Consider the following 24908-nt stretch of genomic DNA (forward strand, 5'->3'; position numbering starts at 1 on the left):
TCGTTCCCATCTATGTGGGCCCTCCTCAGTACAGTGAATCCATGCCCCCAACGACCCGTGAAGCCCAGCGAGCCGAACTCCACAAGGCCATCTGGCGGGTAGCCAACGACCTCCGAGGCAGTGTCGACGGCTGGGACTTCAAGAGCTACGTGCTCGGCATGCTCTTCTACCGCTTCATCTCCGAGAACCTCACGGCCTACCTAAACCGCCAAGAGAGAGCAGCCGGCGACAACACCTTCGACTACGCCAAACTCAACGACTCCGAGGCCGAGCACGGCCGCCGAGAAACGGTCAAGGAGAAGGGCTTCTACATCCTCCCGAGCGAGCTCTTCACGAACGTACGGGCGAAAGCAACAGCAGACGAGAACCTCAACGAGACACTAGGCCGCGTCTTCCAGAACATCGAAGGCAGCGCCGTCGGCACCGAGTCCGAAGACGACCTCAAAGGCCTCTTCCAAGAGCTAGACCCCAACTCCAACAAGCTCGGCAACACCGTCGCCCAGCGCAACCAGAAGCTCGTCAAGCTCCTCAACGCGATCGGTGACCTGAACCTCGGCGACTTCGAGAACCACGAGATCGACGCGTTCGGCGATGCCTACGAGTACCTCATGCAGATGTACGCCGCCGACGCCGGCAAGTCAGGCGGCGAGTACTACACGCCGCAAGAGGTATCCGAGCTACTCGCCCAGATAGCGAGCATCGGCAAGACCGAGCTGAAGAAGGTCTACGACCCGGCCGTCGGCTCTGGCTCGCTCCTGCTCAAGTTCCAGAAGGTGCTAGGCCCTGGCAAGGTCGGCGGCTATTTCGGTCAAGAGATCAACCTGACCACCTACAACCTCGCGCGCATCAACATGTTCTTGCACGACGTGCCCTACGAGCAGTTCCACCTCGCGCACGGTGACACGCTCACGCACCCCGAGCACTGGGACGACGAGCCGTTCGAGGCGATCGTCTCCAACCCGCCCTACTCCATCAAGTGGGAGGGTGACGCGAACCCGCTGCTCATCAACGACCCGCGTTTCGCCCCCGCCGGCGTGCTCGCCCCCAAGTCGAAGGCCGACCTCGCCTTCACGATGCACATCCTCAGCTGGCTGGCCGTCAACGGCACGGCGGCGATTGTCGAGTTCCCCGGAGTCATGTACCGCGGCGGAGCCGAGGCGAAGATCCGCAAGTACCTGGTCGACAACAACTACGTGGATGCTGTGATCCAGCTGCCCGCCGACCTCTTCTTCGGCACCACGATCGCCACCTGCATTCTCGTGCTCAAGAAGTCGAAGACCACCAACGACGTCGTTTTCATCGACGCGTCCGCCGAGTTCACCCGCGTCGGCAACAAGAGCAAGCTGACGGATGCCCACCGCGACCACATCCTCACCACCCTCGTTGAGCGCGCTCCGGTCGACCACTTCGCCACCGTCGTGTCGAACGCCGACATCGCCGCGCGCGACTACGTGCTCTCGGTCTCGTCGTACGTACAGGCCGAAGACACACGCGAAGAGATCGACATCACCGCGCTCAACATCGACATTGCACGCATCGTTGCCCGCCAGTCTGAACTCCGCACCGCGATTGACGCGATCGTTGTGTCCTTGGAGCAGTCGAGATGACAACGCTCCCGGAGTTGCTCAAGCGACTATGCCCTGAAGGTGTCCGCTTCTTGCCGTTGGCCGCCTTGGTTTCCTACCGTCAGCCAACGCCTTTTCTGGTTTCATCAACCAACTATTCCCCGGAGTTCTCGACGCCAGTACTCACAGCCGGGCAGACCTTCGTCCTCGGCTTCACTGACGAGAGCCATGGGGTCTTTCCCGCAAGTGCCGGAAGTCCAGTCGTGATCTTTGATGACTTCACAACTGCGTTCAAGTGGGTGGACTTTCCTTTCAAAGCAAAGTCGTCCGCAATGAAGCTTTTGACGTCAGCGAACCCGGAACTAGCTGATCTTCGCTATCTGCACTACGCCATGCAGACGATCCGATATGTGCCCCAGGAGCACTCGCGCCAATGGATTGGAACGTATTCAGGGTTCCGCGTGCCGGTACCGCCTCTCGAGGTTCAGCGGGAGATCGTGCGGATCTTGGATCACTTCACGGAGCTGGAAGCGGAGCTGGAAGCGGAGCTGGAAGCGGAGCTGGAAGCGCGGCGACGTCAGTACGCCTACTTTCGTTCGAGCTACTTCTCTGGCTCTGAAAGTCACAGAGTCGTGCCGCTCGGTGACCTGATCGAAATGAAGGCGGGGAAGTTCATCGCTGCTGCCGACATCGCCTCAATGCCTGACGAGACCAATCGCTACCCCTGCTTTGGTGGCAACAACATTCGTGGTTACGTTGCGGATTGGAGCCATGAGGGTGACCGAGTTCTAGTCGGACGGCAGGGCGCGCTAAGTGGAAACGTTCGTCGGGCAGCGGGCCGCTTCTACGCGACCGAGCATGCGGTGGTCGCGACGCCGCGCGAGAGCCTCAACACGTCCTGGCTGTTCCACGCACTGACGGCCATGAATCTGAACCAGTACGTATCGAAGGGTGCCCAGCCGGGGCTAGCCGTTTCGACGCTCAACAACTTGCCCATCGAGGTTCCTGCACTGGAGGAGCAAGCCGTTATCGGCGAAACTCTCGATACGTTCGACGCTCTGGTCAACGACCTCAGCATCGGCCTGCCGGCCGAGCTCGCCGCCCGCCGCAAGCAGTACGAGTACTACCGCGACAAACTGCTGACGTTCGAGGAGGCTCGCGCGTGAGCGAAGCCCCCGCGTCGCACTTCGAGCCGATCGTCGTCAGTGCTGAGAGCACAGTCGTGGCGGAGTTCACGCCCGACCCCTCCACGGCGGATGCCTATCAGTCTGAGGCGGCGCTCGAGCGGGAGTTCATCCGTCTGCTGCAGGGCCAGGCGTATGAGTTCGTGACGATCCACTCTGAGGCCGACCTGCTCGCGAACCTGCGCACGCAACTGCAGCTGCTCAACGGGGTGACGTTCAGCGATGCCGAGTGGCAGCGGCTGTGCGATGAGTATGTGGTGGGCGCGAACGATGGCGCGGTCGAGAAGACAGTGCGCGTGCAAGAGAACCACGTGCATGCCTTCAAGCGTGATGACGGCAGCACCAAGAACATCGCGCTGATCGACAAGTCGAGCATCCACAACAATCGCTTGCAGGTGATCAACCAGTACGAGGTCGGGCAGGGCGGTGAAGCGGGTGGCGCGTATGCGAACCGCTACGACGTCACGATTCTGGTCAACGGTCTGCCACTCGTGCACGTGGAGCTGAAGCGGCGCGGGGTCGACATTCGCGAGGCGTTCAACCAGATCGACCGGTATCAGCGGCACAGCTTCTGGGCCGGCTCAGGCCTGTTCGACTACGTGCAGCTGTTCGTGATCAGCAACGGAACGCTGACGAAGTACTACTCGAACACCACGCGTCGGCAGCACGTGGAAGATGCTCGCGGTCAGAAGCGGGTGAAGAAGTCGAGCAACTCGTTCGAGTTCACCTCGTGGTGGGCCGATGCCTCGAACACGCCCATTCGCGACCTCGTGAGCTTCACCAAGACCTTCTTCGCCAAGCACTCGTTGCTGGCTGTGCTCACCCGGTATTGCGTGCTGACGTCAGAGCGGCAGCTTCTCGTGATGCGCCCGTACCAGATTGTCGCGACCGAGCGCATTCTGCAGCGCATCGAGATTGCCACCAACTACAAGAAGCTGGGCACGACGGACGCCGGCGGCTACGTCTGGCACACCACCGGGTCGGGCAAGACCCTGACGTCGTTCAAGGCGGCGCAGCTGGCCTCACGCTTGCCGAGCGTCGACAAGGTGCTGTTCGTCGTCGACCGCAAAGACCTCGACTGGCAGACGCAGCGCGAATACGACCGGTTCGAGCCGGGCGCCGCGAACGCCTCGTCGTCGACGGCGCAGCTGTCGTCGCACCTCGCCGACCCCGAGCGGCGCATCGTCATCACAACGATTCAGAAGCTCGCGCGCTTGGTGCAGTCGCAGAAGGGTCACGCGATCTACGACGGCCACGTCGTGCTGATCTTCGACGAGTGCCACCGTTCGCAGTTCGGCGACATGCACAGCTCGATCACGAAGGCCTTCAAGCGCTACAACCTGTTCGGGTTCACGGGCACCCCGATTTTCGCCGAGAACGCTGGCGCGGGCGGCAACCCGTCGTTGAAGACCACCGAGCAGGCGTTCGGCGAGAAGCTGCACACGTACACGATCGTCGACGCGATCACCGACAAGAACGTGCTGCCGTTCCGCATCGACTACGTCAACACGATCTCGCTGCCCGAAGGTCTCACCGACAAGCAGGTCTCGGCGATCGACACCGAAAAGGCCCTGCTCGACCCGACCCGCATCGGCATGGTCGTGGAGTACGTGCTCGAGCACTTCGACCAGAAGACCCGGCGCAGCGAGCACTACGCGCTGGGCGAGAAGCGGGTGCGCGGCTTCAACTCGCTTTTCGCCACGGCCTCGATCGAGGCGGCGAAGCGCTACTACTCGGCGTTCAAGACGATGCAGTCGACGATTCCGGATGCTCAGCGCCTGAAGGTGGGAATCATCTACTCGTTCGCCGCCAATGAGGCCGAGGCTGACTCTCTCAGCGACACCGGGTTTCTCGGCGAAGAGGGATTCGATCCGTCGGGCCTCGACCTGCCCTCGCGGGAGTTTCTCGACGCGGCGATCGCCGACTACAACCAGATGTTCGGCACGAGGTGGAGCACGTCGTCTGACGGCTTCGCCGGCTACTACACCGACCTTTCGAAGCGGCTCAAGGCCCAAGAGATCGACATCGTCATCGTCGTCAACATGTTTCTCACCGGCTTCGACGCGACGACGCTCAACACCTTGTGGGTCGACAAGAACCTGCGGTCTCACGGGCTCATCCAGGCCTACTCGCGCACGAACCGCATCCTGAACTCGGTGAAGACGTACGGCAACATCGTCACCTTCCGAGACCTCGAGCAGCAGACCAACGACGCGATCGCCCTGTTCGGAAACAAGAACGCGCAGGGCGTGGTGCTGCTCAAGCCGTACGGCGAGTACTACGCGGAGTATGCGGAGCGCGTGGCGGAGTTGCTCAAGGACTTCCCGCCCGGACAGCAGGTCGTGGGGGAGCAGGCGCAGAAAGACTTCGTCAACTTATTCAGCGCGATCCTGCGCCTCGAGAACATCTTGAAGTCGTTCGATGACTTCGAGGGCAACGAGATTCTGACCAAGCGGCAGCGTCAAGACTTGCAGTCGATCTACCTGCGCATCCACGACGAACTGCGCCCGCCTGGCCCGGGAGACAAAGAGGTCATCAACGACGACATCGTCTTCGAGATCGAGCTCATCAAGCAGGTCGAGATCACGGTCGACTACATCCTGCTGCTGGTGCAGAAGTATCGCGACGAGCGCGGAGACGGCGACGACAAAGAGATCCGCGCCGAGATCACCCGCGCGATCGACGCGTCGCCCAGCCTGCGCAACAAGAAGGACCTCATCGAGGCCTTCGTCGACCGCGTCTCGGTCGCCGGACACGTCGACGAGGAGTGGTCGGCCTACGTCGCCGCCCGACGGGATGCTGAGCTCACCCAGATCATTGCCGACGAGTCTCTGCAGCCCGACGCCACCCGCGAGTTCATCGACCGAGCTTTCCGCGACGGCGCCCTCCAGGCCACTGGAGTCGCGATCACGAAGGTCCTGCCTCCGGTCTCCCGCTTCGCGGCCGACGGCCTCCACGGTGAGCAGAAGCAGCGAGTGCTGGACCGGCTGGGCGAGTTCTTCGAGCGGTTCTTCGGGTTGGGTTAGTCGCGCGCCGACATCGAGGGGGCCGTCACCAGATCGACTCTGAGTGGTCCACTGCTCTGGCCTACACCCATAGTCGGTGTCGACGCGCTGCAGCGTCGACGTCGTACCAAGCGACCGCGACGACCTCGAGCGGCGCGGGCAGCGTCAGCATCGATTGATTGGTCGGTCTGTGTGCTCGATGAAGTAGTGCAGTGAGCTTGTCGCGAGTTGTGGCCTAGAGGCGATGCGCTCAAGTAGCGGTGGCACGCGAGGATCGGCTCCATCTGAACTAAACTCCGCGAATAGGCTCCGAAAGGGAGGTGGCAGTTGGGTGCTGACTCAATCGATGAGCTTGTGGCCTGGGGCAAAGAGAGTTCTCATGACTTCGGCTGGTGGAAGACTGCTAGGACGTTTGATGATCGGCTAGTCCTCGCGATGCCGCCGCACGACAGTCTTTACGTCGCCGAGATTTATCGAGATGGCGAGTACTGGGTTGTTAGACACGGTGACTCGTCAGACGCATCAACCTTTAAGGCCCACCAGCTCCCTGGGCGGGACGAGCCTGCAACTCTGCTGGAGAAGCTATCTCGAGCGCTCATCGCGGACGCGAGCTCTTTGCTTGACAGCAACCCCGATTGGGCGTCGGTCCTCGGCGAGTGCGTCTTGACAATCGCGGAGCCGCTTAAGCTTGGCTATCTCAAGATTGCCGGAGTGGAAACACTCACTAGGGCTTCAGAAATCGTGGATCGGACTCCAGTGCCGAGCACGGTCGAACCAGTCCGCGTGATTCCTGTCCCGCCTCCCTACTCGCCGTCTACAGGGATTGCGCCTCAAGCGCCTCTGCAAAACGAGTACTTCAGTAAGCCAGCGAAGGCGCCCAGCTCCGGAGCCAGGGGGACCGGTAAGGGGGGCGGCCTTGCAGTCGCATCCTTGGTACTGGGAATCGTCGGCTACTTGCTTCTGTACACCTGGTTCAGTGTGGTGATCGCTCTTGCCGCGATTGGCGCTGGGTTTGCGGTGATCGTTCAGAATAGACCGGCTCGCGTGTTGGGCTGGATCGGCCTAGGCCTCGGGTGCGTATGCCTTTTCGTGGCTGTGGCGTTGCTCCTCGGTGCCCGTCGCCCTGGGAGTCTCTACTAGGTCCAGACGCCGGGCGTGAATCACTTCAGACACCTGCGATTCCAATGAAGCGGGTGACTCTCGTGGCACGCGACATCCAAATCCCCGGATGTTCTGCGCAATGCGAGTACGAGCGCCGCTAAGCCCATGATGAGGCTCGCACCCGCGCCAGCTGGGGCAAGCTCGGTGGCCTGGCCGTCGCGCTCGCAGCAGAGAAGCAGAGCACGAAGGCCTGGAGCAGTGGAGCTGCCGGCGAGGCGGCCGTGGGGGCTCGGCTCGACGGGTTGGCGTCGGAGAGCATCCGGGTCATGCATGATCGCCGCATTCCGCGGTCGAAGGCCAACATCGATTCCCTAGTGGTGACGCCCGGCGGGGTGTGGGTGATCGACACGAAGCGGTATGTCGGCAGGGCGCCCGAGAAGCGGGTGGAGGGCGGCATTCTTCGGCCGCGGGTCGAGCTGCTGATGGTGCGGGGTCGCGACAAGACAGTGCTCGTCGACGGGGTGCTGAAGCAGGTGGCGCACGTGCGCGAGGCGGTCGGCGAGGTGCCGGTGTTCGGGATGCTGTGTATCGTCGATGCCGGCTGGGGGTTCTTTCCTGTTGAGTTCGCGGTCAACGGGGTGCAGGTGGTGTGGCCGAAGAAGCTCGCGGGGATGATTGCGAAGAGTGTGGAGCCGGCGATCGACGTGGCGGCAGTGGCCGAGCAGATTGCTCGGTGGTTCCCGCGGGCGTGACGCAGAGTCGTCAGGCGCAGGTGTGTCCCCTCAGGGCTGTGTGTTGTTGCCCGTGTGCAGCGCAGTGACGAGCGGCGGCAGAAAGGTCTCGACCACCTCGCGAACCGTCGCGACATCGACCCCGAAGTACTGGTGAACCAGGATGTTGCGGAAGCCGCGGATCTGGGGCCACGCGATCTCTGGACGTGCGTCAGTTAGTTCTGCGGGGAGGTGCTTCGCCGCCTCGCCGATGATCTGCAGGTTGCGTTCGATCGCGTCTTCAGCCATCTCGGCAAGGTCACGGTCATCGCTGGACAGTGCGTCGACGTACCGCCGGCACCGATCGATCGCCTCAAGAATGTCGGCGATGCGCTGATCGGTGCTGCGACTCACAGGGCGACCGCGTCAGCCAGCGCTGTCTCTGAGATCGATGGCTTGAGGAGCTGTTCGGGGAAGACGTCGATGTCATCGCGACCGAACAGGGCGCGGGTTTCCTCCATCAGGCCGGAGGCTCGCATGAGCAGGTTGCCGTCGGCGGGGTTCATGGTCACCACGATGTCGATGTCGCTGTTGGGGCCAGCATCGCCGCGGGCGACTGAGCCAAACAGTCGGGGCTGCGTCGCGTCGTACTTCGCGAGAAGCGCGTCGAACTCTCGTCGGCGCGCGGCGAGAAGCTCGCGGAGGGCGAGCGTCTCAGGTGTCGCGACGGTCATCGACATGCGTCGAGGATACCGGGGGAGGCTGTCACCGGCTCGAAGAGTTGACGTCAACGGCGATGTCGTCGAAGACGGTCAGACTATCCGGCGGTGGGCGCCCCGCCCGAACTGGCATCGCCTCACCTTTGTCGGTGCTCGCGCCTAGCCTGAAGCTGTGCCCGTCAGAGCGAGGGGCCGGGAAAGGCCGGACATGTCGGAGACCAGCGAGACCAGCGGCAAGAAGATCGTCTACATCGACATGGACAACACGCTCGTCGACTTTCCGAGCGCGTTCCCGCACGTCGACCCGGCGCTGCTCGAGAAGCACGCCGAGCACAAAGACGACATCCCGGGCATCTTCGCCCTCATGCAGCCGATGCCCGGCGCGATCGAGGCCGTGCACGAGCTCGCCCCGCTGTTCGACATCTACGTGCTCTCGACCGCCCCGTGGGCGAACCCGACGGCCTGGCACGACAAGGTCGAGTGGATCAAGAAGCACTTCGGCGCCGACGACTCCGGCCCGCTCTACAAGCGGCTGATCCTCTCGCACCACAAGCACCTGAATCGCGGCGATTTTCTGGTGGATGACCGGCCTCACGCGAACGGAGCCCAGCGGTTTCACGAGCACGGGGGAGAGGTCATCGCCTTCGGGTCCGAGGGCACCCACGCGACCTGGCCCGAGGTCGTCGAGTACCTCAAGGCGCGCGCGTGACCGTGGTCGCGTTCGATCGGGGCGACGACCGGGGCTGAGTGCCCGCGCGGTTTCGAACAAACGAAAGAAACATGAGGGCTTGCTTACACTTAACCTACTAAATGTAAGTAACATGGTGTCATGGTGACAGATCACGCGGTGCTCAGCGTGCCGCTCGCCGCGCGCGAGCGACGCACGTGGCAGCCGCGCGAAACCGGCTACTACTCGCGCCGCGAGGTGCAGCGTCAGACGGGGGAGTACGAGTCGATCATCCCGATCGCGCTGACCGAATGGCAGCCGAGCATTCCTGCAGGGCTCGCGGCCGAGCTCGACGACGCGACGGCGGCGCTCATTGACTTCGACACCTACGCCGACCGGAGACTCGGTGCCGGCGACGAGACTCTCGGCCCGATGGCCGCGATTCTTCTGCGTTCAGAAAGCGCCTCGAGTTCGCAGATCGAGAACCTCACGAGTTCAGCGCGGCAGCTTGCCCTGGCTGAACTGGGTGAGCCGAGTGCGGCCAACAGTCGCACCGTCGTCGGCAACGTGCGCGCGATGGAGGCGGCGCTCGCGCTCGCCGGTCAGCTCGACACGTCGACAATTCTGCAGATGCACGACGCGCTGCTGCAGCACCAACCGGGCATGCTCGAGAACGCGGGTCGGTGGCGCGACGAGTTGGTGTGGATCGGCTCGGGCGAGGCCGGGCCTCTCACTGCCGAGTTCGTCGCACCCCACCACGACCACCTGCCCACCGCACTCGACGATCTCGTGCGGTTCATGGCGCGAGACGACCTGCCGGTGTTGCTGCACGTCGCGATCGCTCACGCGCAGTTCGAGACCCTGCATCCCTTCGTCGACGGCAACGGGCGCACGGGTCGCGCGCTCGCCCAGGCCATGCTCAAAGCGAAGGGGGTGGTGACGCGCAGCACGGTCCCGCTGTCGTCGGGCCTGCTCGTCGACATCGATGGCTACTTCGCCGCGCTGACCTCGTTTCGACGCGGCGACGCAACGCCGATCGCCCGGCGTTTCGCCAGCGCAGCGCTCGTCGCTTCGGCCATCGGTACCCAGCTCATCGACGCTCTGGCCGATGCGTTGGCGGATGCCCGCTCGAAGCTCGCGACAGTACGCAGTGATGCCGCCGCGCATCGGGTGTTGCCGCTTCTCGTCGGTCAACCGATCGTGACGACGGCGTATCTGACGCGAACTCTTGGCCTCAACGATGTGGCGGCGAAGCGCGCTATCGACACGCTCGTGGCGCGCGACGTGCTCGTTGAGACGTCGGGCCGCAGTCGCGGGCGCACCTGGGCTCAGCGCGACATACTCGCGGCGCTCGACGCCTATGCCAGTCGCGTCCGCCGCAGCGGCCGCTAAGTTCGCTCCATGACCGCCGACCGGCGAGATCGCGCACGTGGGCATCCGGCGTACCCGACCCCGGGCTGTAGCGTCGCGCTCAGCGCGGGAAGGGCATCCATTCGCCTTCGCTGACGACCCGCACCACGCCGTCGACGACGCTGATGGCGGTCTGGTCGTCGATCGCGTAGGCCGGGGTGTCGAGCGTGCTCGCCCACCCCTCGGCCGCGGCGCGGGAGTTGCCGGGCTCGCCGTCGGGGGCGAGGTGGGGGCAGATCGAGAAGTCGACAATTCCCAGCGCGGTGTCGTCAGCCTCGTCGCCACCGCCGCGGGGCCGCCACCCGACGAACTCGCGGCCGATGCGCGGCGTCATCACCATGCTGCCCGCGCTCATGCCCACCCACACGGTGTTCGCCAGCTGCGGGAAGAGCGTGTCGAGCCCCGATTCGCGCACCCAGTGGGCGAGGTAGAGGGCGTCGCCACCGGCGACGAGCAGCACATCGGTCTCGAGCACGAGGGGCTTCCAGCGCTCCTCATCGATGCTGGGCAGGGCGGTGAGCTCGAGCACGCCCACCGACTTCCAGCCCAGGTCGACCATCGGGTTCTCGGCGCGGCCGCTGATGAACTCCCAGGCCTTCACGCCGGGCCCGACCCAGGGGTGCCCGTACATCGCCGTCGGAATGCAGAGGGCGCTGCTCTCGCTCACGGGCTTGCCGAGCATGTCGTCGAGTGCGCGGCGGATCGTGGGGTTGGTGACACCGCCCGATGTGAGCAGCAGCTTCATGGCGCCTCCCTGGCGGTGGGCGATGGTCGACGTCGCGACGTCAGCGTATCGAGCGCCGTCACTCTCGGGTCGAGAGAGCGGCGGTGGCGGCGATGCGGAGGGTGCTGTCATGAAAGGCGGCCCGCGAGAGTGCGCCGGGCAGTGCCTGCTCGGTGACGAGCCCGGTGAGCACGGTGCCGAGAAACCGCGCACCCGCGTCGGCGTCGACCAGCAGGGTGCCCGCGTCGCTCTCGTTGGCGGTCTCGGCGTGCAACGTCGTCACCCAGCCGGCGATGCGGCGAAGCCCGAGCCGTTCGAGGGCGAGGGTAGGCGCGGCCTGTTCGTCGGTGAGGGTGGGCCGGGGTGCGGCCAGGGCGGAGCGCAGTCGCTCGCGGGCCGAGTCGTCGGCGAGTGCGTCGCGGAGGGTGCCGCGCAGGAGGTCGACGAGGCGATCGACGGCGGGCCGGGCGGTGTCGTGCAGTGCGCTCTCGAGCTCGTCGGTGGGCTGGATGGCGGCGATCTTGGCCACGACCGCGTCGATGAGGTCTCGTTGCGTGGGGAAGAAGTGGCGCAGCGAGCCCGTGCTGACGCCCGCCCGTTGCGCGACGGCGCGCACGCTGAGGGTCGCGGCGGGGTCGTCGGCGAGCATCGCGGCGGCCGCCGACAGGATGCGCTCGCGCGTCGAACCCGGGGTCGGTCGTTCAGGCACGGTGGCCTCCTCTGTCATTACTAGTACAGTGTGCTAGTCTCGCTTGCTACTAGCACACTGTACTACTAGGCGAGGGGATGAGCACGCATGGCGGGGTCGACGTGGCGGCGGGGTGTGTTCGCGAACCGGGTGAAGCCGGGCGACGGCAGCGCTCTGCCGCCCTACCGGTGGTGGCACACCCACGTGCGCACGCTGATGATGCTGACGCTGGCCGACGGCCAGGGCGGCACCACCACCTACGCGGTCGACATCCGCACGCTCGGCGACCGCTCCGACGGCGAGGTGCGTGCGCGGCTCTACACGAACGGTAGACAGACCGCCTGGTCACGGCTGCCGGCGATGTTCCGGGTGCCGGGAGGGGCCATCGACGTGCGCGCGGGCACGTTCGGGGTGAATCGCTGCCACTTCGTGCCCGATCAGGGCACCGAGCGGCGGCTCGACCCGCACCCGCGATCGGCGCACGGTCGTCGCGCCCGGTTCGATCGGCACCACCCCGTCGCGAGTCGAGTGATCGGAGCGGTGAGCGCCCTCATCGTTCTCGGCGCGCTGGCCGTCACCGTGCCGCAGCTCGTGGAGGTCATCAGCGCTGCCCCGGCGATCGCCGACGGCCTCGGGCAGTTCACCTCACCCATCCGCCTCACGCCGCTGCAGAACGTCATTGTGACCCTCGCGGCCATCGCGGCAAGCACGGAGCGGGCGTTTCGGCTGCGGGCGACGTGGGTCGACGAGCTCGCGACCTAACGCATCGGCGAGAGAGCCGCGTGCGCAACGTGAGGCGCTACCGCGAGCTGTTCGCCGTGCGCCCCCGCACGATGCCGATGAACTCGTCGACCATCGGATGCGCGGCCGCCGTCGGCCAGACGAGCGAGATGCTCGTCTCGACCCCGTCGGTCACGGGTCGTGCGACCACGTCTTTGCGCGAGTGCGCGCGGGCGACCGATTGCGGCATGACGGCGACGCCGACATTCGCGGCAACGAGCTCGACGGCATCGCTGCCGCTGCCGCCGTGCAGGTCGACGGTCAGCACGACCACGTCGTCGAGCGAGCCCAGCTCGGCGAGGGTCACGCTGTCGAGGCCGGCGATGAGCGACCCTTTCGGGGCGACGACGACCGGTGCCTCGCGGTAGAGCGGGATGGCGTGCCAGGTCTCGTCGGCCGCCACGTCACGCAGCAGCGCCATGTGGGCGGTGCCCTCCGCGAGCGCCGCGAGCGCGGCATCCTGATTCATCGGGATCAGGTCGAGGCGGCCGCGAGGCCGGCGCTCGCGCCAGACGCGTTCCCACTTGCCCGGGGTGACGCCGGGCACGAACGCGACGCGCAGCGGGTCGGGGTAGGGGGCGGCCATGCGCTCAGGCTACCGGCGCGGCCCGGCGGGCCGCCCGGCAGTACGCTCGACACCATGACCGACACCCCGCGCGAAGACCGCCGCCAGCAGCCGAAGCCGAAGAAGGAGCAGCTGCTGAGCCCCGCGACGGCGGCGAAGAAGCTCGGGCTGTACCTGCCGGCGACGCCGGAGGAGTTTCAAGCGACCCCGATCACGCGCACGCAGCTGCAGGCGCTCACCGACAGCCCGCCCGCGTGGCTGACGACCCTGCGCAAGGAGGGCCCGCACCCGCGCGACGAGGTGTCGCGCCGGCTGGGAGTGTCGAACTCGGCGCTCGCCCGGGCGGGCGTGAGCGACCACATGACGACGACCGAGATTCGCGCGCTGCTCGACGACCGGCCCGACTGGCTCGTGGCGGAGCGCGAGAAGCACGCGCCCGGCACGGGCATCATTCCGGGCACGGCGATCGGCGAGCGGCCCGCCCGCGCCGAGGTCGCTGCCCTTGACGACGACGAGTTCGACGACGAGACGGTCTAGTCGGCGTCGTCGTCTACAGGCCGTCGCCGCGGGCGTCGTCGCGAGCCGCCGCTGAGCGTCGTCGCTGCAGCGCCCTCACGATCGTCGTCACCGCCATCGCGATGACGGCCGCGGCAAGAACCGCTTCGATGCGGCCGATGCCGAGCTGCACCGCCGTGAGGTCGGTCGTGCTGGTGAGCAGCACGGCCGGCGTCAAGAACATGGCGAACATCGCGTAGGTGCCCTGTCGGAGGTAGGCGACCGCGAGCACTCCGCAGAGCAGGGCGACGACGAGTGGCCACGGCGCCGGCGTGAACGAGACGAGGGTGGCGAGCACGGCGCCGAGGATGGTGCCGACGACGCGCTCGACGGAGCGGGCTGTGCGCGCGTCGCCGCCGACGGTCACGATCATGCACAGCGAGAGCAGCGCCCACCCGGCGAAGGGGAAGTCGGCCCACTCGGCGAGCACGACAATCAGTACGGCCCCGATCGCGAGCGCGATGCCGTCGTCGAGCCGGTCACGCAGCGAACCGACGGTGGGCGGGGTCTCGCTCGGCGGCAGCAGTCGGGCGAGCACGAGCGTGAACGCCGCCCCGACGACGGTGCCCAGCACCACCTGCCACAGTTCGGCGCCGGTCGTCGCGAGCCCGGCGAAGGCGAGCAGGTTGACGGGGGCGCGCGTCATCGTGGCCACGTCGCCGAGACGGAAGAACGCCTGCGCGATGCTCACGAGAACGACCCCGGCGAGCACCGCGTTCAGCCCGAGCGGCCCCAGCAGAAAGCCGCCGATCGCGACGAGCACGGCCAGCAGCGCCGCGGCGCCGCGCGTCGACGATTGGGCGGCGCGCACAGGCGACAGCAGCAGCATGATCGAGAGGAACGCCGCCTGCGCGGTGTTCGGGCCGATGGCGACGGCGGTGAGGCCGAGAATCGCCGAGACCGAGGCGACGAGCACGAGGGCCGAGATGATCGAGGTGCGACTGAGCCGAGGGTCGAGTCTCGGTGCCGTGATGGTCATGCCTGGTTCTCCACGTGCTCGTCAGGGGGCCGCGTTAAGGTATCGAGACCCCTCCCCGTGCGAAGGACGAGCCGATGACCCATCACACCATGAGCGACCTGGCAGAGCTGTATCGCGACCTGCACGCGCACCCTGAGTTGAGCTTCGCCGAGACCCGCACCGCGGCGATCGTCGCCGAGCGGTTGCGCGCCCTCGATTTCGTGGTGGCGACGGACGTGGGGGGCACGGGCGTGGTGGGTGTTCTCGAGCGCGGAACGGGCCCCACGGTGCTGATGCGCGCTGACATGGATGCTCTGCCCGTGCGCGAAGAGACCGGCCTGCCCTACGCCAGCGCGGTGACCGCGGTCGGCCCTGACGGTGCCGAGGTGCCGGTCATGCACGCCTGCGGGCACGACATGCACGTCACGGCGCTTCTCGGCGCGCTCGGGGTTCTCGCCGCCGCTGACGACTGGCAGGGCCGCGTGCTCGCGGTCTTCCAGCCCGCCGAGGAGAAGGGCGCGGGCGCCCGCGCGCTGATCGACGACGGGCTGTTCTCGCGCGTCGGCACGCCCGACGGGGTGATCGGGCAGCACGTCGCCCCGCTGCCGGCGGGCGCGCTCGGTCTGCGCACCGGTGCGGCCTTCGCGGCGTCGGATGCCCTGCGCATCACCCTGTTCGGCCGCGGCGGCCACGGCTCGCGCCCGGAGGCCACCGTCGACCCGGTGGTGCTCGCCGCCGCGACGATCCTGCGCCTGCAGACGGTGGTGTCGCGCGCGATCGCCGCGACCGAGACCGCCGTGGTGACGGTGGGCGCCGTGCACGCCGGCACGGCGGCGAACATCATCCCCGACTCCGCGGAGCTGCGGCTCAGCATCCGCACCTTCGACCCCGACGTGCGGCAGCGCGTGCTCGCCGCGATCGAGCGCATCGTGCGCGGCGAAGCGCAGGCGGCGGGCGCCGACCGCGAGCCGGTCATCGAGACCGAGTACTCCTTCCCGGCCGTCGTCAACGACGCCGCCGCGTCCGACCGGGTGCGCACCGCATTCGCCGAGGCCATGCCCGCCGTCATGGTCGTCGACCCGGGTGTGGTGACCGGCAGCGAAGACGTCGGCATCCTCGCCGTCGAGGCGGGGGCGCCGTGCGTCTACTGGCTGCTCGGCGGCGCCGACCCCGCGCACTTCGCAGGTCTCACGTCGCTCGATGAGATCACCGCGACGGTGGCCTCGCTGCCGTCGAACCACTCGCCGCAGTTCGCGCCCGTCATCGAGCCGACGATCGGGGTCGGGGTGTCAGCGCTGGTGGCTGCGGCGCGCGCATGGTTTCTCGACTGACGCGGTGACCCGGTTCGGACGGGTCGCCGGTGGGCGGGGATTCACCGCGGTGATCAGAGCGCGAGGCGTTCGATTGCTTGACCGGTGATCTCGGCGATCAGCTCGAAGTCCTTATTGACGGCCAGCACGGTGCATCCGGTGAGTTCGGCGGTCGCCGCGATGAGCAGATCGGGAATGGACGGGGCGCGGTGCTGACCGCGGTCACCGAGCAACTGCTGCACCTCGAGCGCGCGGCGTTCGATGCCGGGCGTGAGGTGCTCGACGGGCATGAGCGAGAGCGGGGGAGACGCGAACTCGAGGCGCGACTGCTCGGCTGAACGCATCGAGTACCCGATCTCGAGCTGCGTGATGCCGGTGATGCGTACGAGGCCGCGGGCGATCCGCGTGAGCCAGAGCTCAGCGTCGGGACTCTCAGCAAGGCGAACGTACGCCGACTTGTCGATGAGCCAGGGCGTCACCGCCACGCGGCGGCCATCACGTCGGGGTCGTCGAGATCGCGAGCGGCGTGGGATGCGCGGCGCAGATCGTCGAGGGAGATCTCGGCGGGCGTCTCGCGCTGAACAGCGGCCAGCGCGTCGAGCTGGCGCCGCAGGTACTCGTTGCGCGAGAGCCCGAGCTTCGAGGCCTGCTCTTCGATGCGCGCGACCGACTCGTCGCTCATGCCGCGGATGAGGATGTCGGTCATCGGCTGCTCCCTCGTCGATCCGTGGCTCGATGATATCGCGATATCGCCTACGGCGTCGAGGGTTCCGCACCGCCGCGCGGCCGCGCCCACACCCCGAGCAGCCCCGGCAGCACGGCGACGAGCCCGAGCAGCCCGAAGACGATGCTCGCGGCGAGGCTCGCGCTCGCGGTCGCCCCCGCGAGGGGCAGCAGCGCGGCGGCCGCGCCCTCGCGCAGCCCCCAGCCGCTGATCGTGATGGGCACGAGCATCGTGAGCAGGATGAGCGGCACGAGCGTGACGACCGCGCCGAAGGGCAGGCTCAGCCCGATCGAGGCCGCCGAGGCCCAGAACGCGATGAGGATGCACGCGGTCGTGCCCGCGCTGAGCGCGAGCTGCGGCATCCAGACCCGTCGGCCCACGAGGGCCACCGCCGCGGTGCGCGACAGCTCGGCGACGCGCGGGCCGACGCGGCCCGGCAGCCACCGAGCCGCGAGCAGCAGCCCGACGAGGGCGAGCGAGGCGAGGGTGATGGTGGCGGCGAGGCCGAGCATCCACGCGGGCCAGTCGAGGCCGCCGGGAGCGAGCGTGGTGATCGTGACCGCCATGGCCATGGTGGCGAGCAGCGCGACCTGGCCGGCGAAGCGCTCGACGACGACGGCCTGCGCGGCGACGGCGAGGCCGGCTTGCTCGCGGCTGCGCACGGCGCGGCCGGCGTCGCCCACCACGCCGCCGGGCACGGTCGAGTTGACGAGCTGGGCCAGGTAGTACTCGCGCAGCGCGTGCCCACGGCCGAGGGGCAGGCCGAGCGCGCCCGCCGTCAGGCGCCAGCGCTCGGCGGCGAGCACGGTGTGCAGGGTGAGCGCGGCGAGGGCCACGAGCATCCACGCGGGGTTGGCCGAGGCGAGGGCGTCGAGGGCGTCCGATCCGTCGGCGACCTGCCAGAGCAGGGCGAGCAGACCGACCGTGACGAGCGCCTGCGCGGCGACGACGAGCGCGCGGCGCCCTAGGCCTTGCGGCGCCACAGCCACACGATGTCGCGGCCGAACGACCAGCCGAGCGTGGCCAGGGTGCCGACGATGAGCATGACGGCCAGCGGCGCGGGCACCCACGGCGACTGCAGCACGATGAGCACGATCAGTTGGATGACGCAGACGACCTTGCCGCTGTAGCGCGGCGGCAGCGGGTCGTAGAGCCACGGCCAGATCGCGCCGGCGACCCAGAACAGGTAGCGGGGCAGACCGAGCAGGATGACGAACCACGGCGCCCCGCCGAGGGCGGCGAGCAGGGCGAGCACGAGGGCGAAGACGGAGTCGACCTCCATGTCGAAGCTGCCGCCGAAGTCGGAGGAGAGCCCCTGGCGGCGGGCGAGCCAGCCGTCGACGCCGTCGAGGCTTAGCGAGACGGTCGCGATCGCCATGATCGCGACGGGCTCATGCGCTCCGCCAAGCAGCGGGATGATGAGCGCGGAGACGAGCGCGAGCCGCAGCAGGGTGACGGCGTTGGCGAGGCCGAGCCGCGCGTGCGGGTGCCGGCGCCGCAGCTGCCACGCCGCGACGCCCGCACTCACGGTGAAGACCGCCAGACCCAGGATGATCGCGAGCACCCCCGCCGACCCGAAGAACCCCGCCCCGAGCGCTGCGACCACCCCGAGCCCGACCGGCGCGAGCACCGCGAAGCGGCGTACGGGCGTGTCGGTCGGGCGCAGGGGGAAGAAGCGGCCGCTGCGGGGCGCGGCGTCGAGCGCGGTCACGGTCTAGCTGGCCGCGACCTGGTCACGCTGGGGCAGCACCCAGTCTTTGCGCGGGTAGTGGCAGGTGTAGCCGTTGGGGTACTTCAGCAGGTAGTCCTGGTGCTCCTCCTCGGCCTGCCAGAACGGGCCCGCGGGCTCGATCGTCGTGACGGCCTTGGCCGGCCACAGGTGCGAGGCGTCGACGTCGGCGATCGTGTCGCGCGCGACCTGCTCCTGCTCGGGGCTGAGCGGGAAGATCGCCGAACGGTAGCTCGTGCCGACGTCGTTGCCCTGCCGGTTGAGCGTCGACGGGTCGTGGATCTGGAAGAAGAACGCCAGGATGTCGCGGTAGGTCGTGACGGTCGGGTCGAAGACGATCTCGACCGCCTCGGCGTGACCCGGGTGGTTGCGGTAGGTCGCGTGGGCGTTCGCGCCGCCGGTGTAGCCGACGCGTGTGCTGATGACCCCCGGCTGGCGGCGAATGAGGTCTTCCATGCCCCAGAAGCAGCCGCCCGCGAGCACCGCGGTCTCGGTTCCGGGGGTGCGGGTGCTGGCGCCCGTGCTGATGTCGACGGTGTCGGTCATGATGCGTCCTTCGTGAAGAGAGTCGTGAACTGGCCGTAGCCCTCGGCCTCGAGCTGATCGACCGGGATGAAGCGCATCGCGGCCGAGTTCATGCAGTAGCGCAAGCCTCCCGCATCACGGGGCCCGTCGTCGAACACGTGGCCCAGGTGGCTGTCCGCTCCGGATGACCGCACCTCGGTGCGCGTCATGAAGAAGCCGCGGTCGGTTGTGGTGGTGACGGCACTCGCATCGATCGGCTTCGTGAAGCTGGGCCATCCGGTGCCGCTGTCGTACTTGTCGAGCGACGAGAACAGGGGCTGACCCGAGACGATGTCGACGTAGATGCCGGCGGCCTTGTTGTCGTGGTACTCGTTGCGGAACGCGGGCTCGGTGCCGTCGTTCTGCGTGACCTTGCGCTGCATCGGGGTCAGGCGGGCGATCGCTTCGGGCGTCGCGCGATACTCGGTGGTCATGGAATCCTCCTCAGGCGACGGCGCTGGATGCGGCGTCACAGTACAAGAACAGTCTCGGGTGCGAATCGGTTCCCGCGGGGCTGGGAGCCGGCTGGGAGTTACGGTCAGACGGCGGGGGTCGGCTGCGTCACGGGTTCCGGCTCCGCGGTGACGACGGCGCGCTTGTCGGGCAGGGTGACGAGCCAGCACCCGATGAGGATGAGCGCGAAGCCGAGCCCCGTGTAGACGGTGACCGCCTCACCGAGCACGAGCGCCCCGGCGACGACCGCGACGGCCGGATTGACGTAGGTGATCGCCGTCATGCGCACGGGGCCGATCTCGGCGATGAGGGCGAACATCAGCAGGAAGGCGACGGCGCTGCACAGCACGGCGAGTACAAGCACGGACGTGATGACGGGCGGCGACGGAACCTCGGTGGGCCACCCGCCGGTGATCGCGACGATGGGCAGGTAGATGAGACCCGCGATCGTGAGCGCGGCGGCCATGACGCCGAGGCCCGGGAGGTCGTGCATCCACTTGGAGAGAATGGCGGGCCCGACCGCGTAGCCGACCACGGCGACGCCGATGAGCGCGACCGCCCCGAGATCGCCACCGCCCAGGTCGAGGCCGACGACGGCGACGACGCCCGCCGTGCCTGTGATGAGCCCGAGCACGGTGAGCGCCGTGACGCGGTGGCGGCGCCCCATGAGGAAGGCGACGCCGATCGCGACGAGCGGGATGCTCGCGAGCAGCAGCCCCGTCGTCGAGCTCGGCAGGCTCTGCTCGGCGGCGTTGAGCGCATACCAGGGCAACACGATCTCGGCGATCGTGAAGGCGAGCAGGGGCCTCCACCGGCGCAGCACGGGGGAGAGCGCGCGCTGGCGTGCGGCGATCGGCAGCAGCAGCGCGGCGGCGATGACGCAGCGGGCGAGCACGAGGAACTCGGGGGTGAGCTCGGCGACCGCGATCTTGATGAACAGGTAGGGGATGCCCCAGATGAGGCCGAGAGCGGCGAAGAGGATGAGGCCGCGGCGGGTCATGGTCTCATTCTGGCTCAGGTCAGACGGTCAGATCTCCGGTGAGCGCTTGCCAGATGATGACCGCGTTCACGACGACGCTCACGCCGATGAGCATGTTGTCGAAAGCACCCTTGTACGGCAGGCCCGAGAGGTTGAAGACGGCGCTCAGCGCGGAGACCACGACGGTGATCCAGACGAGCGGTGCGGCGGGCACCAGCAGCGTCACGAAGATCATCGCGATGGGCACGAGCTGGATGCACGCCGCGAGTGTCCACATCCACGGCTTCGCCGGCTTGCCGTCGATCTGACCCGGTTCTGCGTGGCCCGCGAAGATGCGCAGCACGTCACCGAGAAGGTAGATGAGCATGAGCGCCACCCAGGCGAAGGCGAGAACGATGCGCGTGGTTTCGATCATGCCGCGAGGCTAGTACGGGGTGATGCCGCGCGAGCGTACCCTGGCGCGGTGGTGCACCCGAACTCCCGTCAGGCGAAAGCGGCGCGGCGGCGTCGCCGGCGGGTCGCCGCGGCCGACAACGACCTGACGCCATCTCAGTGGGCCGCGGTGCAGCGGCTGTGGGGAGGATGCGCCTACTGCGGTGCGACCGACCGGTCTCTGCAACGCGACTGCGTGCAGCCGATCGCCCGCGGCGGCCGCTACACGCTCGACAACGTCGTGCCGGCGTGCGGCTCGTGCAACGCGAGCAAGAGCAACGACGAGGTGACGAGTTGGATGCGCCGCACCCGCCGCGACGAGCGCGCCTTCCTCGAGCGGCTCGTGGTCGTGCGGGCGGCGCTCGCCGGAGAGCCGATCAGCGAACCGGAATGACCGTGTCGAGGTCGAACCATGCGCGATCAGCGCTCAGCACCTCCAGCTGCAGACGGTCCGCGAGTGCCAGGCAGAGGCGGTCAGCGAGAGACAGGGGCGAGCCGGGCATCCACATCGCTGCTGCAGCCTCCGCGTCGTCGACATCGACGGAGGCCACTTGCAGCGGATAGCTGAGGAGGAGAGCGCGGGCGACCTCCCACGAATCGGTTCGGCGCACCTTCTGAGCGACCTCCGACCAGTTCACCGCGCTGATGACCGCCCCCTCGCCGAGGTGTGCGCGCACGAGATCGGCACCGGGTTCGCCCTGCAGATAGGCCAGAAGTGCGGACGAGTCGACGACGAGCATCAGGCGCCAGGCGTCGGCGCGTTCTCGCGTGCGGCCTCGCGACGGCGATCGTGCACCAGGTCGGCGAGCAGGTCGTGCCCGGCGAGCCGCGCCTTCACGAGCCGTTCGACTGCGCTGCGGTCGGCGAGGAGCACCCCCAGCTCGGTGTCGAGGGCGACGAGTGTCGAGCCCTCGACCCAGGCGTGACGCGCGCGGATGCTCGCCGGTACGACGACGCGACCCTTGTTTCCCACCTGGACAGCAAGAGTGTCACTCATGCGAGTACCGTACCACTCAGCTGTCGAAAGCCGCTGGTGCGCTCAGCGCCTCAGGAGCGATTAGCGTGAAGTCATGCGCCGCCCCCTCGTCATCGTCTCGATCGTCATCGCCGCTCTGCTCGTGCTGGGCGGCGCGATCGCCGCGGGCCTCGCTATTGCGTCGACCCTCGTGGCCGCGATCAGTGACAGCGGCGCTCCCGGTGGTCGTCAGGCCGCCGACGAGGGCACCTACGACGCGCCGGCGCTCGAAGCGGACGAGGACTTCGGCACCGTCGAGGTCTACGACGTGCTCGAGGACGGCACGCTCTCGCCGGCCGCGAGCGGCGTCACCGAGGAGGTCTGGGCCCTGTTCGTCGAGCTCGTCGGGGCCGACACGGTCGGCAGCAGCATCCTGCAATTCAAGGCGGGCGACGCGCCCGACAGCGACACGCTCGCCTACGTCGTGCAGGATCGCGACCCGCAGTACTGGACCCTCGTCGTCAACCTCGCGACCGCCGACGACCCCGAACTGCTCGTCGCGACGCTCGTGCACGAATACGCGCACGTGTTTTCGTACGCCCCGAGCCAGTTCGATGCGAAGGCCGACGCCTGCCCGACCTTCGAGGTCATCGAGGGCTGCGTGGAGCCCGACGCGTACCTGTGGGCGTTCTACGACACCTTCTGGGCGGGCTACGCCGAGCACCCCGACCTCGAGAACGTCGACGCCGACATCGCCTACGAGTTCTACCTCGCGAACGAGGAGGACTTCGTGAGCGACTACGCGGCGACCAACATCGGCGAGGACTTCGCCGAGAGCTTCATGACCTTCGTGCTGGAGGAGTCGTGGTCGCCGATGTCACCGACCGGCGCCAAGCTCGAGTTCTTCACGCAGTACCCCGAGCTCGTCGCGCTGCGCGAGCAGATGCGCGCGGGAGCGGCCGAGGAGCTCGGTCTCTAGAGCTCGCGCCGCATCACGAGGCGGCGCGTCGTGGGGTGCGTGACCTCGGCGAAGCCCGCCGCGAGGAACGGCCCGACGGGACCCACGCTCAGCTCGTCCCACGTGATCTCGGCGCCGCCCGTGAGCATGGGGTAGCCCTCGATCGCGCGGGCGCCGCGGTCGCGCGCGTGCTCGACGGCCGCCGCCACGAGGGGGTACGTGAGGCCGCGTCCGCGGAATCCGCGGCGCACCACGATGCACGCGATCGCCCACACCGTCTCGTCGTTCTTGTCTTCGTGGCGCCCGACCCAGGGCACGGGGGAGCCGCGCAGGCGGCGGAACGCGGGGCGGGCATCCACCGCCGCCCAGGCGGCCGGTTCGCCGTCGACGGAGGCGACGATGCCGGCGGTGCGGGAGGGGTCGCGGTCGACCGCGGTGTCGTCGCAGCCCACGGCGTCGCGCAGCACCGCGGCCCGCTGCTCGACCGGCAGGGCGTACCACGCGCGGTCGCCGAGCCGCTGGCGCGTGCACTGGCAGCGCGCGGCGGTTCCGGTCAGGATCGCCTGCAGGTCGTCCCAGCTCGCCTCGTTAGCGGCCACGATGCGGATGCCCGGCTCGCTCATTCCGCGAGGCTAGCGCGGCCTCGGCAGTGACACCATGGGCTCATGACCGTCGAGGCTCGAGCGACCCGCTGGTGCGTCATCACGGGAGGGCCCAGTTGCGGCAAGTCGACCATGGTGCGCGCGCTCGCGGGCCTCGGGCATCGCACGACGCATGAAGAGGCACGGCACTACATCGACCTGCAGCGCATCGAGGGCCGCACGATCGAGCAGATTCGGTCGCGGCAGCGCGAGTTCCAGCGGAGCGTGCTGCAGATGCAGCTCGAGACGGAGGCGCAGCTCGACCCGGACGAGCTCGTCTTCCTCGACCGCGCGCTGCCCGACTCGCTCGCCTACTACCGTTTTCTCGGGCTCGACCCCGACCCGTTGCTGCTCGATGCGCTGGAGCGGGTGGCGTACCGCACGGCGTTCCTGCTCGACCTGCTGCCGCTGCACCGCGACTACGCGCGCACGGAGGACGAGCCCGCGCAGCGGCGCATCCACGAGCTCATCGGCGAGGTGTACCGCGAGCTGGGCGTGCCGATCGTGCGGGTGCCGGTGCTGCCGGAGGCGGAGCGCGTGCGCTTCGTACTGCAGAACGTCGGAATCGCTGCCGAGTGACCGCGTGCGGCGCATTCTGCAGACGGTAGTGCTCAGCATCCGGCACGACAGCCCGGCGCGCGCCCGCCGATAGGCTGGAGCCGTGTCTAAAGTCTTGACCTCCCTGCCCGTCGGCGAGCGCGTCGGCATCGCCTTCTCCGGAGGGCTCGACACCTCCGTCGCCGTCGCGTGGATGCGCGACAAGGGCGCGATCCCGTGCACCTACACGGGCGACCTCGGTCAGCCCGACGAGCCCGACGTGTCGGCCGTTCCCGGCCGTGCGAAGGAGTACGGCGCTGAGATCAGCCGCCTCGTCGACGCCAAGGCCGCTCTGGTCGAGGAGGGCCTCGTCGCCCTCGCGTGCGGCGCGTTCCACATCCGCAACGCCGGCAAGACCTACTTCAACACCACCCCCCTCGGCCGCGCCGTGACCGGCACCCTGCTCGTGCGCGCGATGAAAGACGACGGCGTCGAGATCTGGGGTGACGGCAGCACCTACAAGGGCAACGACATCGAGCGGTTCTACCGCTACGGCCTGCTCGCCAACCCGCGCCTGCGCATCTACAAGCCGTGGCTCGATGCCGACTTCGTGACCGAGCTCGGAGGCCGGCAGGAGATGAGCGAGTGGCTCGTCGCCCACGGGTTCCCCTACCGAGACTCGGCCGAGAAGGCCTATTCGACCGACGCGAACATCTGGGGCGCGACGCACGAGGCGAAGACGCTCGAGCACCTCGACGTCTCGCTCGAGACGGTCGAGCCGATCATGGGCGTTCGATTCTGGGATGCTGCGGTCGAGATCGCGACGGAGGACGTGCGCGTAACCTTCGTCGAGGGTCGGCCGACCGCGCTCAACGGCGTCGAATTCGCGGATGCGGTGCAGCTCGTGCTCGAAGCGAACCGCATCGGCGGGCGCCACGGGCTGGGCATGAGCGACCAGATCGAGAACCGCATCATCGAGGCCAAGAGCCGCGGCA

General features: G+C 67.9%; 31 protein-coding genes. 14 read left to right on the forward strand and 17 right to left on the reverse strand.

Annotated elements, in window-relative coordinates:
* Positions 1-41 precede the first annotated feature (41 nt).
* The 5 genes from ACTIE9_RS09725 (at position 42) to ACTIE9_RS09745 (ending at position 7607) form a co-directional block, all read left to right on the forward strand.
* Entirely contained in the window at positions 42-1607 is a 1566-nt protein-coding gene (locus tag ACTIE9_RS09725; RefSeq protein ID WP_439565375.1) for a type I restriction-modification system subunit M, read from the forward strand.
* Positions 1604-2731, forward strand: coding sequence for a restriction endonuclease subunit S (locus ACTIE9_RS09730; RefSeq protein ID WP_439565376.1), 1128 nt, complete (start codon positions 1604-1606; stop codon positions 2729-2731). Before ACTIE9_RS09725 ends, ACTIE9_RS09730 begins: the two co-directional genes overlap by 4 nt.
* Complete coding sequence (locus ACTIE9_RS09735) at positions 2728-5775, forward strand: type I restriction endonuclease subunit R (protein ID WP_439565377.1); 3048 nt, start codon at positions 2728-2730, stop codon at positions 5773-5775. Before ACTIE9_RS09730 ends, ACTIE9_RS09735 begins: the two co-directional genes overlap by 4 nt.
* A gap of 306 nt (positions 5776-6081) precedes the next feature.
* A complete protein-coding gene (locus ACTIE9_RS09740) occupies positions 6082-6894 on the forward strand; it encodes a hypothetical protein (RefSeq protein WP_439565378.1) in 813 nt (270 codons plus the stop codon).
* Positions 6895-7064: 170 nt separating this feature from the next.
* Entirely contained in the window at positions 7065-7607 is a 543-nt protein-coding gene (locus ACTIE9_RS09745; RefSeq protein ID WP_439565408.1) for a nuclease-related domain-containing protein, read from the forward strand.
* A 30-nt stretch (positions 7608-7637) separates the two neighbouring features.
* Here the strand turns inward: ACTIE9_RS09745 and ACTIE9_RS09750 are convergent, their stop codons facing one another.
* Positions 7638-7979 carry a HepT-like ribonuclease domain-containing protein gene (locus tag ACTIE9_RS09750; RefSeq protein WP_439565379.1) on the reverse strand — a complete coding sequence of 114 codons (342 nt, stop codon included), beginning with the start codon at positions 7977-7979 and terminating at the stop codon, positions 7638-7640.
* Positions 7976-8305 carry a nucleotidyltransferase family protein gene (locus tag ACTIE9_RS09755; RefSeq protein ID WP_439565380.1) on the reverse strand — a complete coding sequence of 110 codons (330 nt, stop codon included), beginning with the start codon at positions 8303-8305 and terminating at the stop codon, positions 7976-7978. The genes ACTIE9_RS09750 and ACTIE9_RS09755 overlap by 4 nt, the downstream gene beginning before the upstream one ends.
* Positions 8306-8492: 187 nt before the next feature.
* Here ACTIE9_RS09755 and ACTIE9_RS09760 point away from each other — a divergent pair, with 187 nt between their 5' ends.
* Both ACTIE9_RS09760 and ACTIE9_RS09765 read left to right on the forward strand, forming a co-directional pair.
* Positions 8493-8993 (forward strand): 5' nucleotidase, NT5C type, encoded by a 501-nt coding sequence (locus ACTIE9_RS09760; RefSeq protein WP_439565381.1) that lies wholly within the window; start codon positions 8493-8495, stop codon positions 8991-8993.
* Between the two features lie 120 nt (positions 8994-9113).
* Positions 9114-10343 carry a Fic family protein gene (locus tag ACTIE9_RS09765; RefSeq protein ID WP_439565382.1) on the forward strand — a complete coding sequence of 410 codons (1230 nt, stop codon included), beginning with the start codon at positions 9114-9116 and terminating at the stop codon, positions 10341-10343.
* Between the two features lie 79 nt (positions 10344-10422).
* On the opposite strand, the gene ACTIE9_RS09770 is transcribed toward ACTIE9_RS09765, so the two are convergent.
* On the reverse strand, positions 10423-11106 hold the full coding sequence (locus ACTIE9_RS09770; protein ID WP_439565383.1) for a Type 1 glutamine amidotransferase-like domain-containing protein: 684 nt from the start codon (positions 11104-11106) through the stop codon (positions 10423-10425).
* A 58-nt stretch (positions 11107-11164) separates the two neighbouring features.
* Positions 11165-11794, reverse strand: coding sequence for a TetR/AcrR family transcriptional regulator (locus tag ACTIE9_RS09775; protein WP_439565384.1), 630 nt, complete (start codon positions 11792-11794; stop codon positions 11165-11167).
* An 87-nt stretch (positions 11795-11881) separates the two neighbouring features.
* On the opposite strand from ACTIE9_RS09775, the gene ACTIE9_RS09780 reads away from it, so the two are divergent.
* Positions 11882-12535, forward strand: a complete 654-nt coding sequence (locus ACTIE9_RS09780; RefSeq protein WP_439565385.1) for a hypothetical protein — start codon at positions 11882-11884, stop codon at positions 12533-12535.
* A gap of 37 nt (positions 12536-12572) precedes the next feature.
* Here ACTIE9_RS09780 and ACTIE9_RS09785 read toward each other — a convergent pair whose 3' ends face one another.
* Positions 12573-13139, reverse strand: coding sequence for a LysR substrate-binding domain-containing protein (locus ACTIE9_RS09785; protein WP_439565386.1), 567 nt, complete (start codon positions 13137-13139; stop codon positions 12573-12575).
* Positions 13140-13193: 54 nt separating this feature from the next.
* Here ACTIE9_RS09785 and ACTIE9_RS09790 point away from each other — a divergent pair, with 54 nt between their 5' ends.
* Positions 13194-13655, forward strand: coding sequence for a DUF5997 family protein (locus ACTIE9_RS09790; RefSeq protein WP_439565387.1), 462 nt, complete (start codon positions 13194-13196; stop codon positions 13653-13655).
* Between the two features lie 13 nt (positions 13656-13668).
* On the opposite strand, the gene ACTIE9_RS09795 is transcribed toward ACTIE9_RS09790, so the two are convergent.
* Entirely contained in the window at positions 13669-14652 is a 984-nt protein-coding gene (locus ACTIE9_RS09795; protein WP_439565388.1) for an FUSC family protein, read from the reverse strand.
* A 74-nt stretch (positions 14653-14726) separates the two neighbouring features.
* On the opposite strand from ACTIE9_RS09795, the gene ACTIE9_RS09800 reads away from it, so the two are divergent.
* The gene (locus tag ACTIE9_RS09800; RefSeq protein WP_439565389.1) at positions 14727-15962 is read left to right on the forward strand and encodes an amidohydrolase; all 1236 of its coding nucleotides are present in this window, start codon (positions 14727-14729) and stop codon (positions 15960-15962) included.
* Positions 15963-16015: 53 nt separating this feature from the next.
* Here ACTIE9_RS09800 and ACTIE9_RS09805 read toward each other — a convergent pair whose 3' ends face one another.
* From ACTIE9_RS09805 to ACTIE9_RS09840, 8 genes are all read right to left on the reverse strand, one after another.
* Positions 16016-16426: a PIN domain nuclease gene (locus tag ACTIE9_RS09805; protein WP_439565390.1), complete on the reverse strand. Its 411-nt coding sequence runs from the start codon at positions 16424-16426 to the stop codon at positions 16016-16018.
* The gene (gene vapB / locus ACTIE9_RS09810; RefSeq protein ID WP_439565391.1) at positions 16417-16647 is read right to left on the reverse strand and encodes a type II toxin-antitoxin system VapB family antitoxin; all 231 of its coding nucleotides are present in this window, start codon (positions 16645-16647) and stop codon (positions 16417-16419) included. Before vapB ends, ACTIE9_RS09805 begins: the two co-directional genes overlap by 10 nt.
* A 47-nt stretch (positions 16648-16694) precedes the next feature.
* Positions 16695-17648: a lysylphosphatidylglycerol synthase transmembrane domain-containing protein gene (locus ACTIE9_RS09815; protein WP_439565392.1), complete on the reverse strand. Its 954-nt coding sequence runs from the start codon at positions 17646-17648 to the stop codon at positions 16695-16697.
* Positions 17630-18376 (reverse strand): CDP-alcohol phosphatidyltransferase family protein, encoded by a 747-nt coding sequence (locus ACTIE9_RS09820; protein WP_439565393.1) that lies wholly within the window; start codon positions 18374-18376, stop codon positions 17630-17632. The genes ACTIE9_RS09815 and ACTIE9_RS09820 overlap by 19 nt, the downstream gene beginning before the upstream one ends.
* A gap of 3 nt (positions 18377-18379) precedes the next feature.
* The gene (gene msrA / locus ACTIE9_RS09825; protein WP_439565394.1) at positions 18380-18940 is read right to left on the reverse strand and encodes a peptide-methionine (S)-S-oxide reductase MsrA; all 561 of its coding nucleotides are present in this window, start codon (positions 18938-18940) and stop codon (positions 18380-18382) included.
* Positions 18937-19392: a peptide-methionine (R)-S-oxide reductase MsrB gene (msrB, locus tag ACTIE9_RS09830; RefSeq protein WP_439565395.1), complete on the reverse strand. Its 456-nt coding sequence runs from the start codon at positions 19390-19392 to the stop codon at positions 18937-18939. The genes msrA and msrB overlap by 4 nt, the downstream gene beginning before the upstream one ends.
* A 104-nt stretch (positions 19393-19496) precedes the next feature.
* Positions 19497-20411, reverse strand: coding sequence for a DMT family transporter (locus tag ACTIE9_RS09835; protein ID WP_439565396.1), 915 nt, complete (start codon positions 20409-20411; stop codon positions 19497-19499).
* A gap of 19 nt (positions 20412-20430) precedes the next feature.
* Positions 20431-20805, reverse strand: coding sequence for a hypothetical protein (locus ACTIE9_RS09840; protein WP_439565397.1), 375 nt, complete (start codon positions 20803-20805; stop codon positions 20431-20433).
* 48 nt (positions 20806-20853) lie between these two features.
* On the opposite strand from ACTIE9_RS09840, the gene ACTIE9_RS09845 reads away from it, so the two are divergent.
* Positions 20854-21216, forward strand: coding sequence for an HNH endonuclease (locus ACTIE9_RS09845; RefSeq protein ID WP_439565398.1), 363 nt, complete (start codon positions 20854-20856; stop codon positions 21214-21216).
* Here the strand turns inward: ACTIE9_RS09845 and ACTIE9_RS09850 are convergent.
* Both ACTIE9_RS09850 and ACTIE9_RS09855 read right to left on the reverse strand, forming a co-directional pair.
* Positions 21200-21562, reverse strand: a complete 363-nt coding sequence (locus ACTIE9_RS09850; RefSeq protein ID WP_439565399.1) for a PIN domain-containing protein — start codon at positions 21560-21562, stop codon at positions 21200-21202. The two genes, ACTIE9_RS09845 and ACTIE9_RS09850, sit on opposite strands and share 17 nt — an antisense overlap.
* The gene (locus ACTIE9_RS09855; protein ID WP_439565400.1) at positions 21562-21819 is read right to left on the reverse strand and encodes an AbrB/MazE/SpoVT family DNA-binding domain-containing protein; all 258 of its coding nucleotides are present in this window, start codon (positions 21817-21819) and stop codon (positions 21562-21564) included. The genes ACTIE9_RS09850 and ACTIE9_RS09855 overlap by 1 nt, the downstream gene beginning before the upstream one ends.
* A 73-nt stretch (positions 21820-21892) precedes the next feature.
* On the opposite strand from ACTIE9_RS09855, the gene ACTIE9_RS09860 reads away from it, so the two are divergent.
* Positions 21893-22756: an NADH:ubiquinone oxidoreductase subunit 4 (chain M) gene (locus tag ACTIE9_RS09860; protein ID WP_439565401.1), complete on the forward strand. Its 864-nt coding sequence runs from the start codon at positions 21893-21895 to the stop codon at positions 22754-22756.
* Here ACTIE9_RS09860 and ACTIE9_RS09865 read toward each other — a convergent pair.
* Positions 22753-23358, reverse strand: coding sequence for a GNAT family N-acetyltransferase (locus ACTIE9_RS09865; RefSeq protein ID WP_439565402.1), 606 nt, complete (start codon positions 23356-23358; stop codon positions 22753-22755). The two genes, ACTIE9_RS09860 and ACTIE9_RS09865, sit on opposite strands and share 4 nt — an antisense overlap.
* A gap of 42 nt (positions 23359-23400) precedes the next feature.
* On the opposite strand from ACTIE9_RS09865, the gene ACTIE9_RS09870 reads away from it, so the two are divergent.
* Positions 23401-23955: an AAA family ATPase gene (locus ACTIE9_RS09870; RefSeq protein ID WP_439565403.1), complete on the forward strand. Its 555-nt coding sequence runs from the start codon at positions 23401-23403 to the stop codon at positions 23953-23955.
* Positions 23956-24037: 82 nt separating this feature from the next.
* On the forward strand, positions 24038-24908 hold an 871-nt coding region (gene argG, locus ACTIE9_RS09875; protein ID WP_439565404.1), incomplete at its 3' end, for an argininosuccinate synthase.

Origin of the sequence: Microcella sp., from assembly GCF_051860105.1 — a bacterium.
Taxonomy (GTDB): domain Bacteria; phylum Actinomycetota; class Actinomycetes; order Actinomycetales; family Microbacteriaceae; genus Microcella.

Excerpts from the sequence above, each read along its gene's own strand:
- ACTIE9_RS09780 (WP_439565385.1), top strand. The coding sequence starts at position 11,882 with ATGGCGGGGTCGACGTGGCGGCGGGGTGTGTTCGCGAACCGGGTGAAG.
- ACTIE9_RS09850 (WP_439565399.1), bottom strand. The coding sequence starts at position 21,562 with ATGCTCGTCGTCGACTCGTCCGCACTTCTGGCCTATCTGCAGGGCGAA.
- ACTIE9_RS09795 (WP_439565388.1), bottom strand. The coding sequence starts at position 14,652 with ATGACCATCACGGCACCGAGACTCGACCCTCGGCTCAGTCGCACCTCG.
- ACTIE9_RS09870 (WP_439565403.1), top strand. The coding sequence starts at position 23,401 with ATGACCGTCGAGGCTCGAGCGACCCGCTGGTGCGTCATCACGGGAGGG.
- ACTIE9_RS09840 (WP_439565397.1), bottom strand. The coding sequence starts at position 20,805 with ATGATCGAAACCACGCGCATCGTTCTCGCCTTCGCCTGGGTGGCGCTC.
- ACTIE9_RS09730 (WP_439565376.1), top strand. The coding sequence starts at position 1,604 with ATGACAACGCTCCCGGAGTTGCTCAAGCGACTATGCCCTGAAGGTGTC.
- ACTIE9_RS09865 (WP_439565402.1), bottom strand. The coding sequence starts at position 23,358 with ATGAGCGAGCCGGGCATCCGCATCGTGGCCGCTAACGAGGCGAGCTGG.
- vapB (WP_439565391.1), bottom strand. The coding sequence starts at position 16,647 with ATGACCGACATCCTCATCCGCGGCATGAGCGACGAGTCGGTCGCGCGC.
- ACTIE9_RS09855 (WP_439565400.1), bottom strand. The coding sequence starts at position 21,819 with ATGAGTGACACTCTTGCTGTCCAGGTGGGAAACAAGGGTCGCGTCGTC.
- ACTIE9_RS09835 (WP_439565396.1), bottom strand. The coding sequence starts at position 20,411 with ATGACCCGCCGCGGCCTCATCCTCTTCGCCGCTCTCGGCCTCATCTGG.
- msrB (WP_439565395.1), bottom strand. The coding sequence starts at position 19,392 with ATGACCACCGAGTATCGCGCGACGCCCGAAGCGATCGCCCGCCTGACC.
- msrA (WP_439565394.1), bottom strand. The coding sequence starts at position 18,940 with ATGACCGACACCGTCGACATCAGCACGGGCGCCAGCACCCGCACCCCC.
- ACTIE9_RS09860 (WP_439565401.1), top strand. The coding sequence starts at position 21,893 with ATGCGCCGCCCCCTCGTCATCGTCTCGATCGTCATCGCCGCTCTGCTC.
- ACTIE9_RS09765 (WP_439565382.1), top strand. The coding sequence starts at position 9,114 with ATGGTGACAGATCACGCGGTGCTCAGCGTGCCGCTCGCCGCGCGCGAG.
- ACTIE9_RS09770 (WP_439565383.1), bottom strand. The coding sequence starts at position 11,106 with ATGAAGCTGCTGCTCACATCGGGCGGTGTCACCAACCCCACGATCCGC.
- ACTIE9_RS09785 (WP_439565386.1), bottom strand. The coding sequence starts at position 13,139 with ATGGCCGCCCCCTACCCCGACCCGCTGCGCGTCGCGTTCGTGCCCGGC.
- ACTIE9_RS09800 (WP_439565389.1), top strand. The coding sequence starts at position 14,727 with ATGACCCATCACACCATGAGCGACCTGGCAGAGCTGTATCGCGACCTG.
- ACTIE9_RS09755 (WP_439565380.1), bottom strand. The coding sequence starts at position 8,305 with ATGTCGATGACCGTCGCGACACCTGAGACGCTCGCCCTCCGCGAGCTT.
- ACTIE9_RS09790 (WP_439565387.1), top strand. The coding sequence starts at position 13,194 with ATGACCGACACCCCGCGCGAAGACCGCCGCCAGCAGCCGAAGCCGAAG.
- ACTIE9_RS09725 (WP_439565375.1), top strand. The coding sequence starts at position 42 with ATGCCCCCAACGACCCGTGAAGCCCAGCGAGCCGAACTCCACAAGGCC.
- ACTIE9_RS09760 (WP_439565381.1), top strand. The coding sequence starts at position 8,493 with ATGTCGGAGACCAGCGAGACCAGCGGCAAGAAGATCGTCTACATCGAC.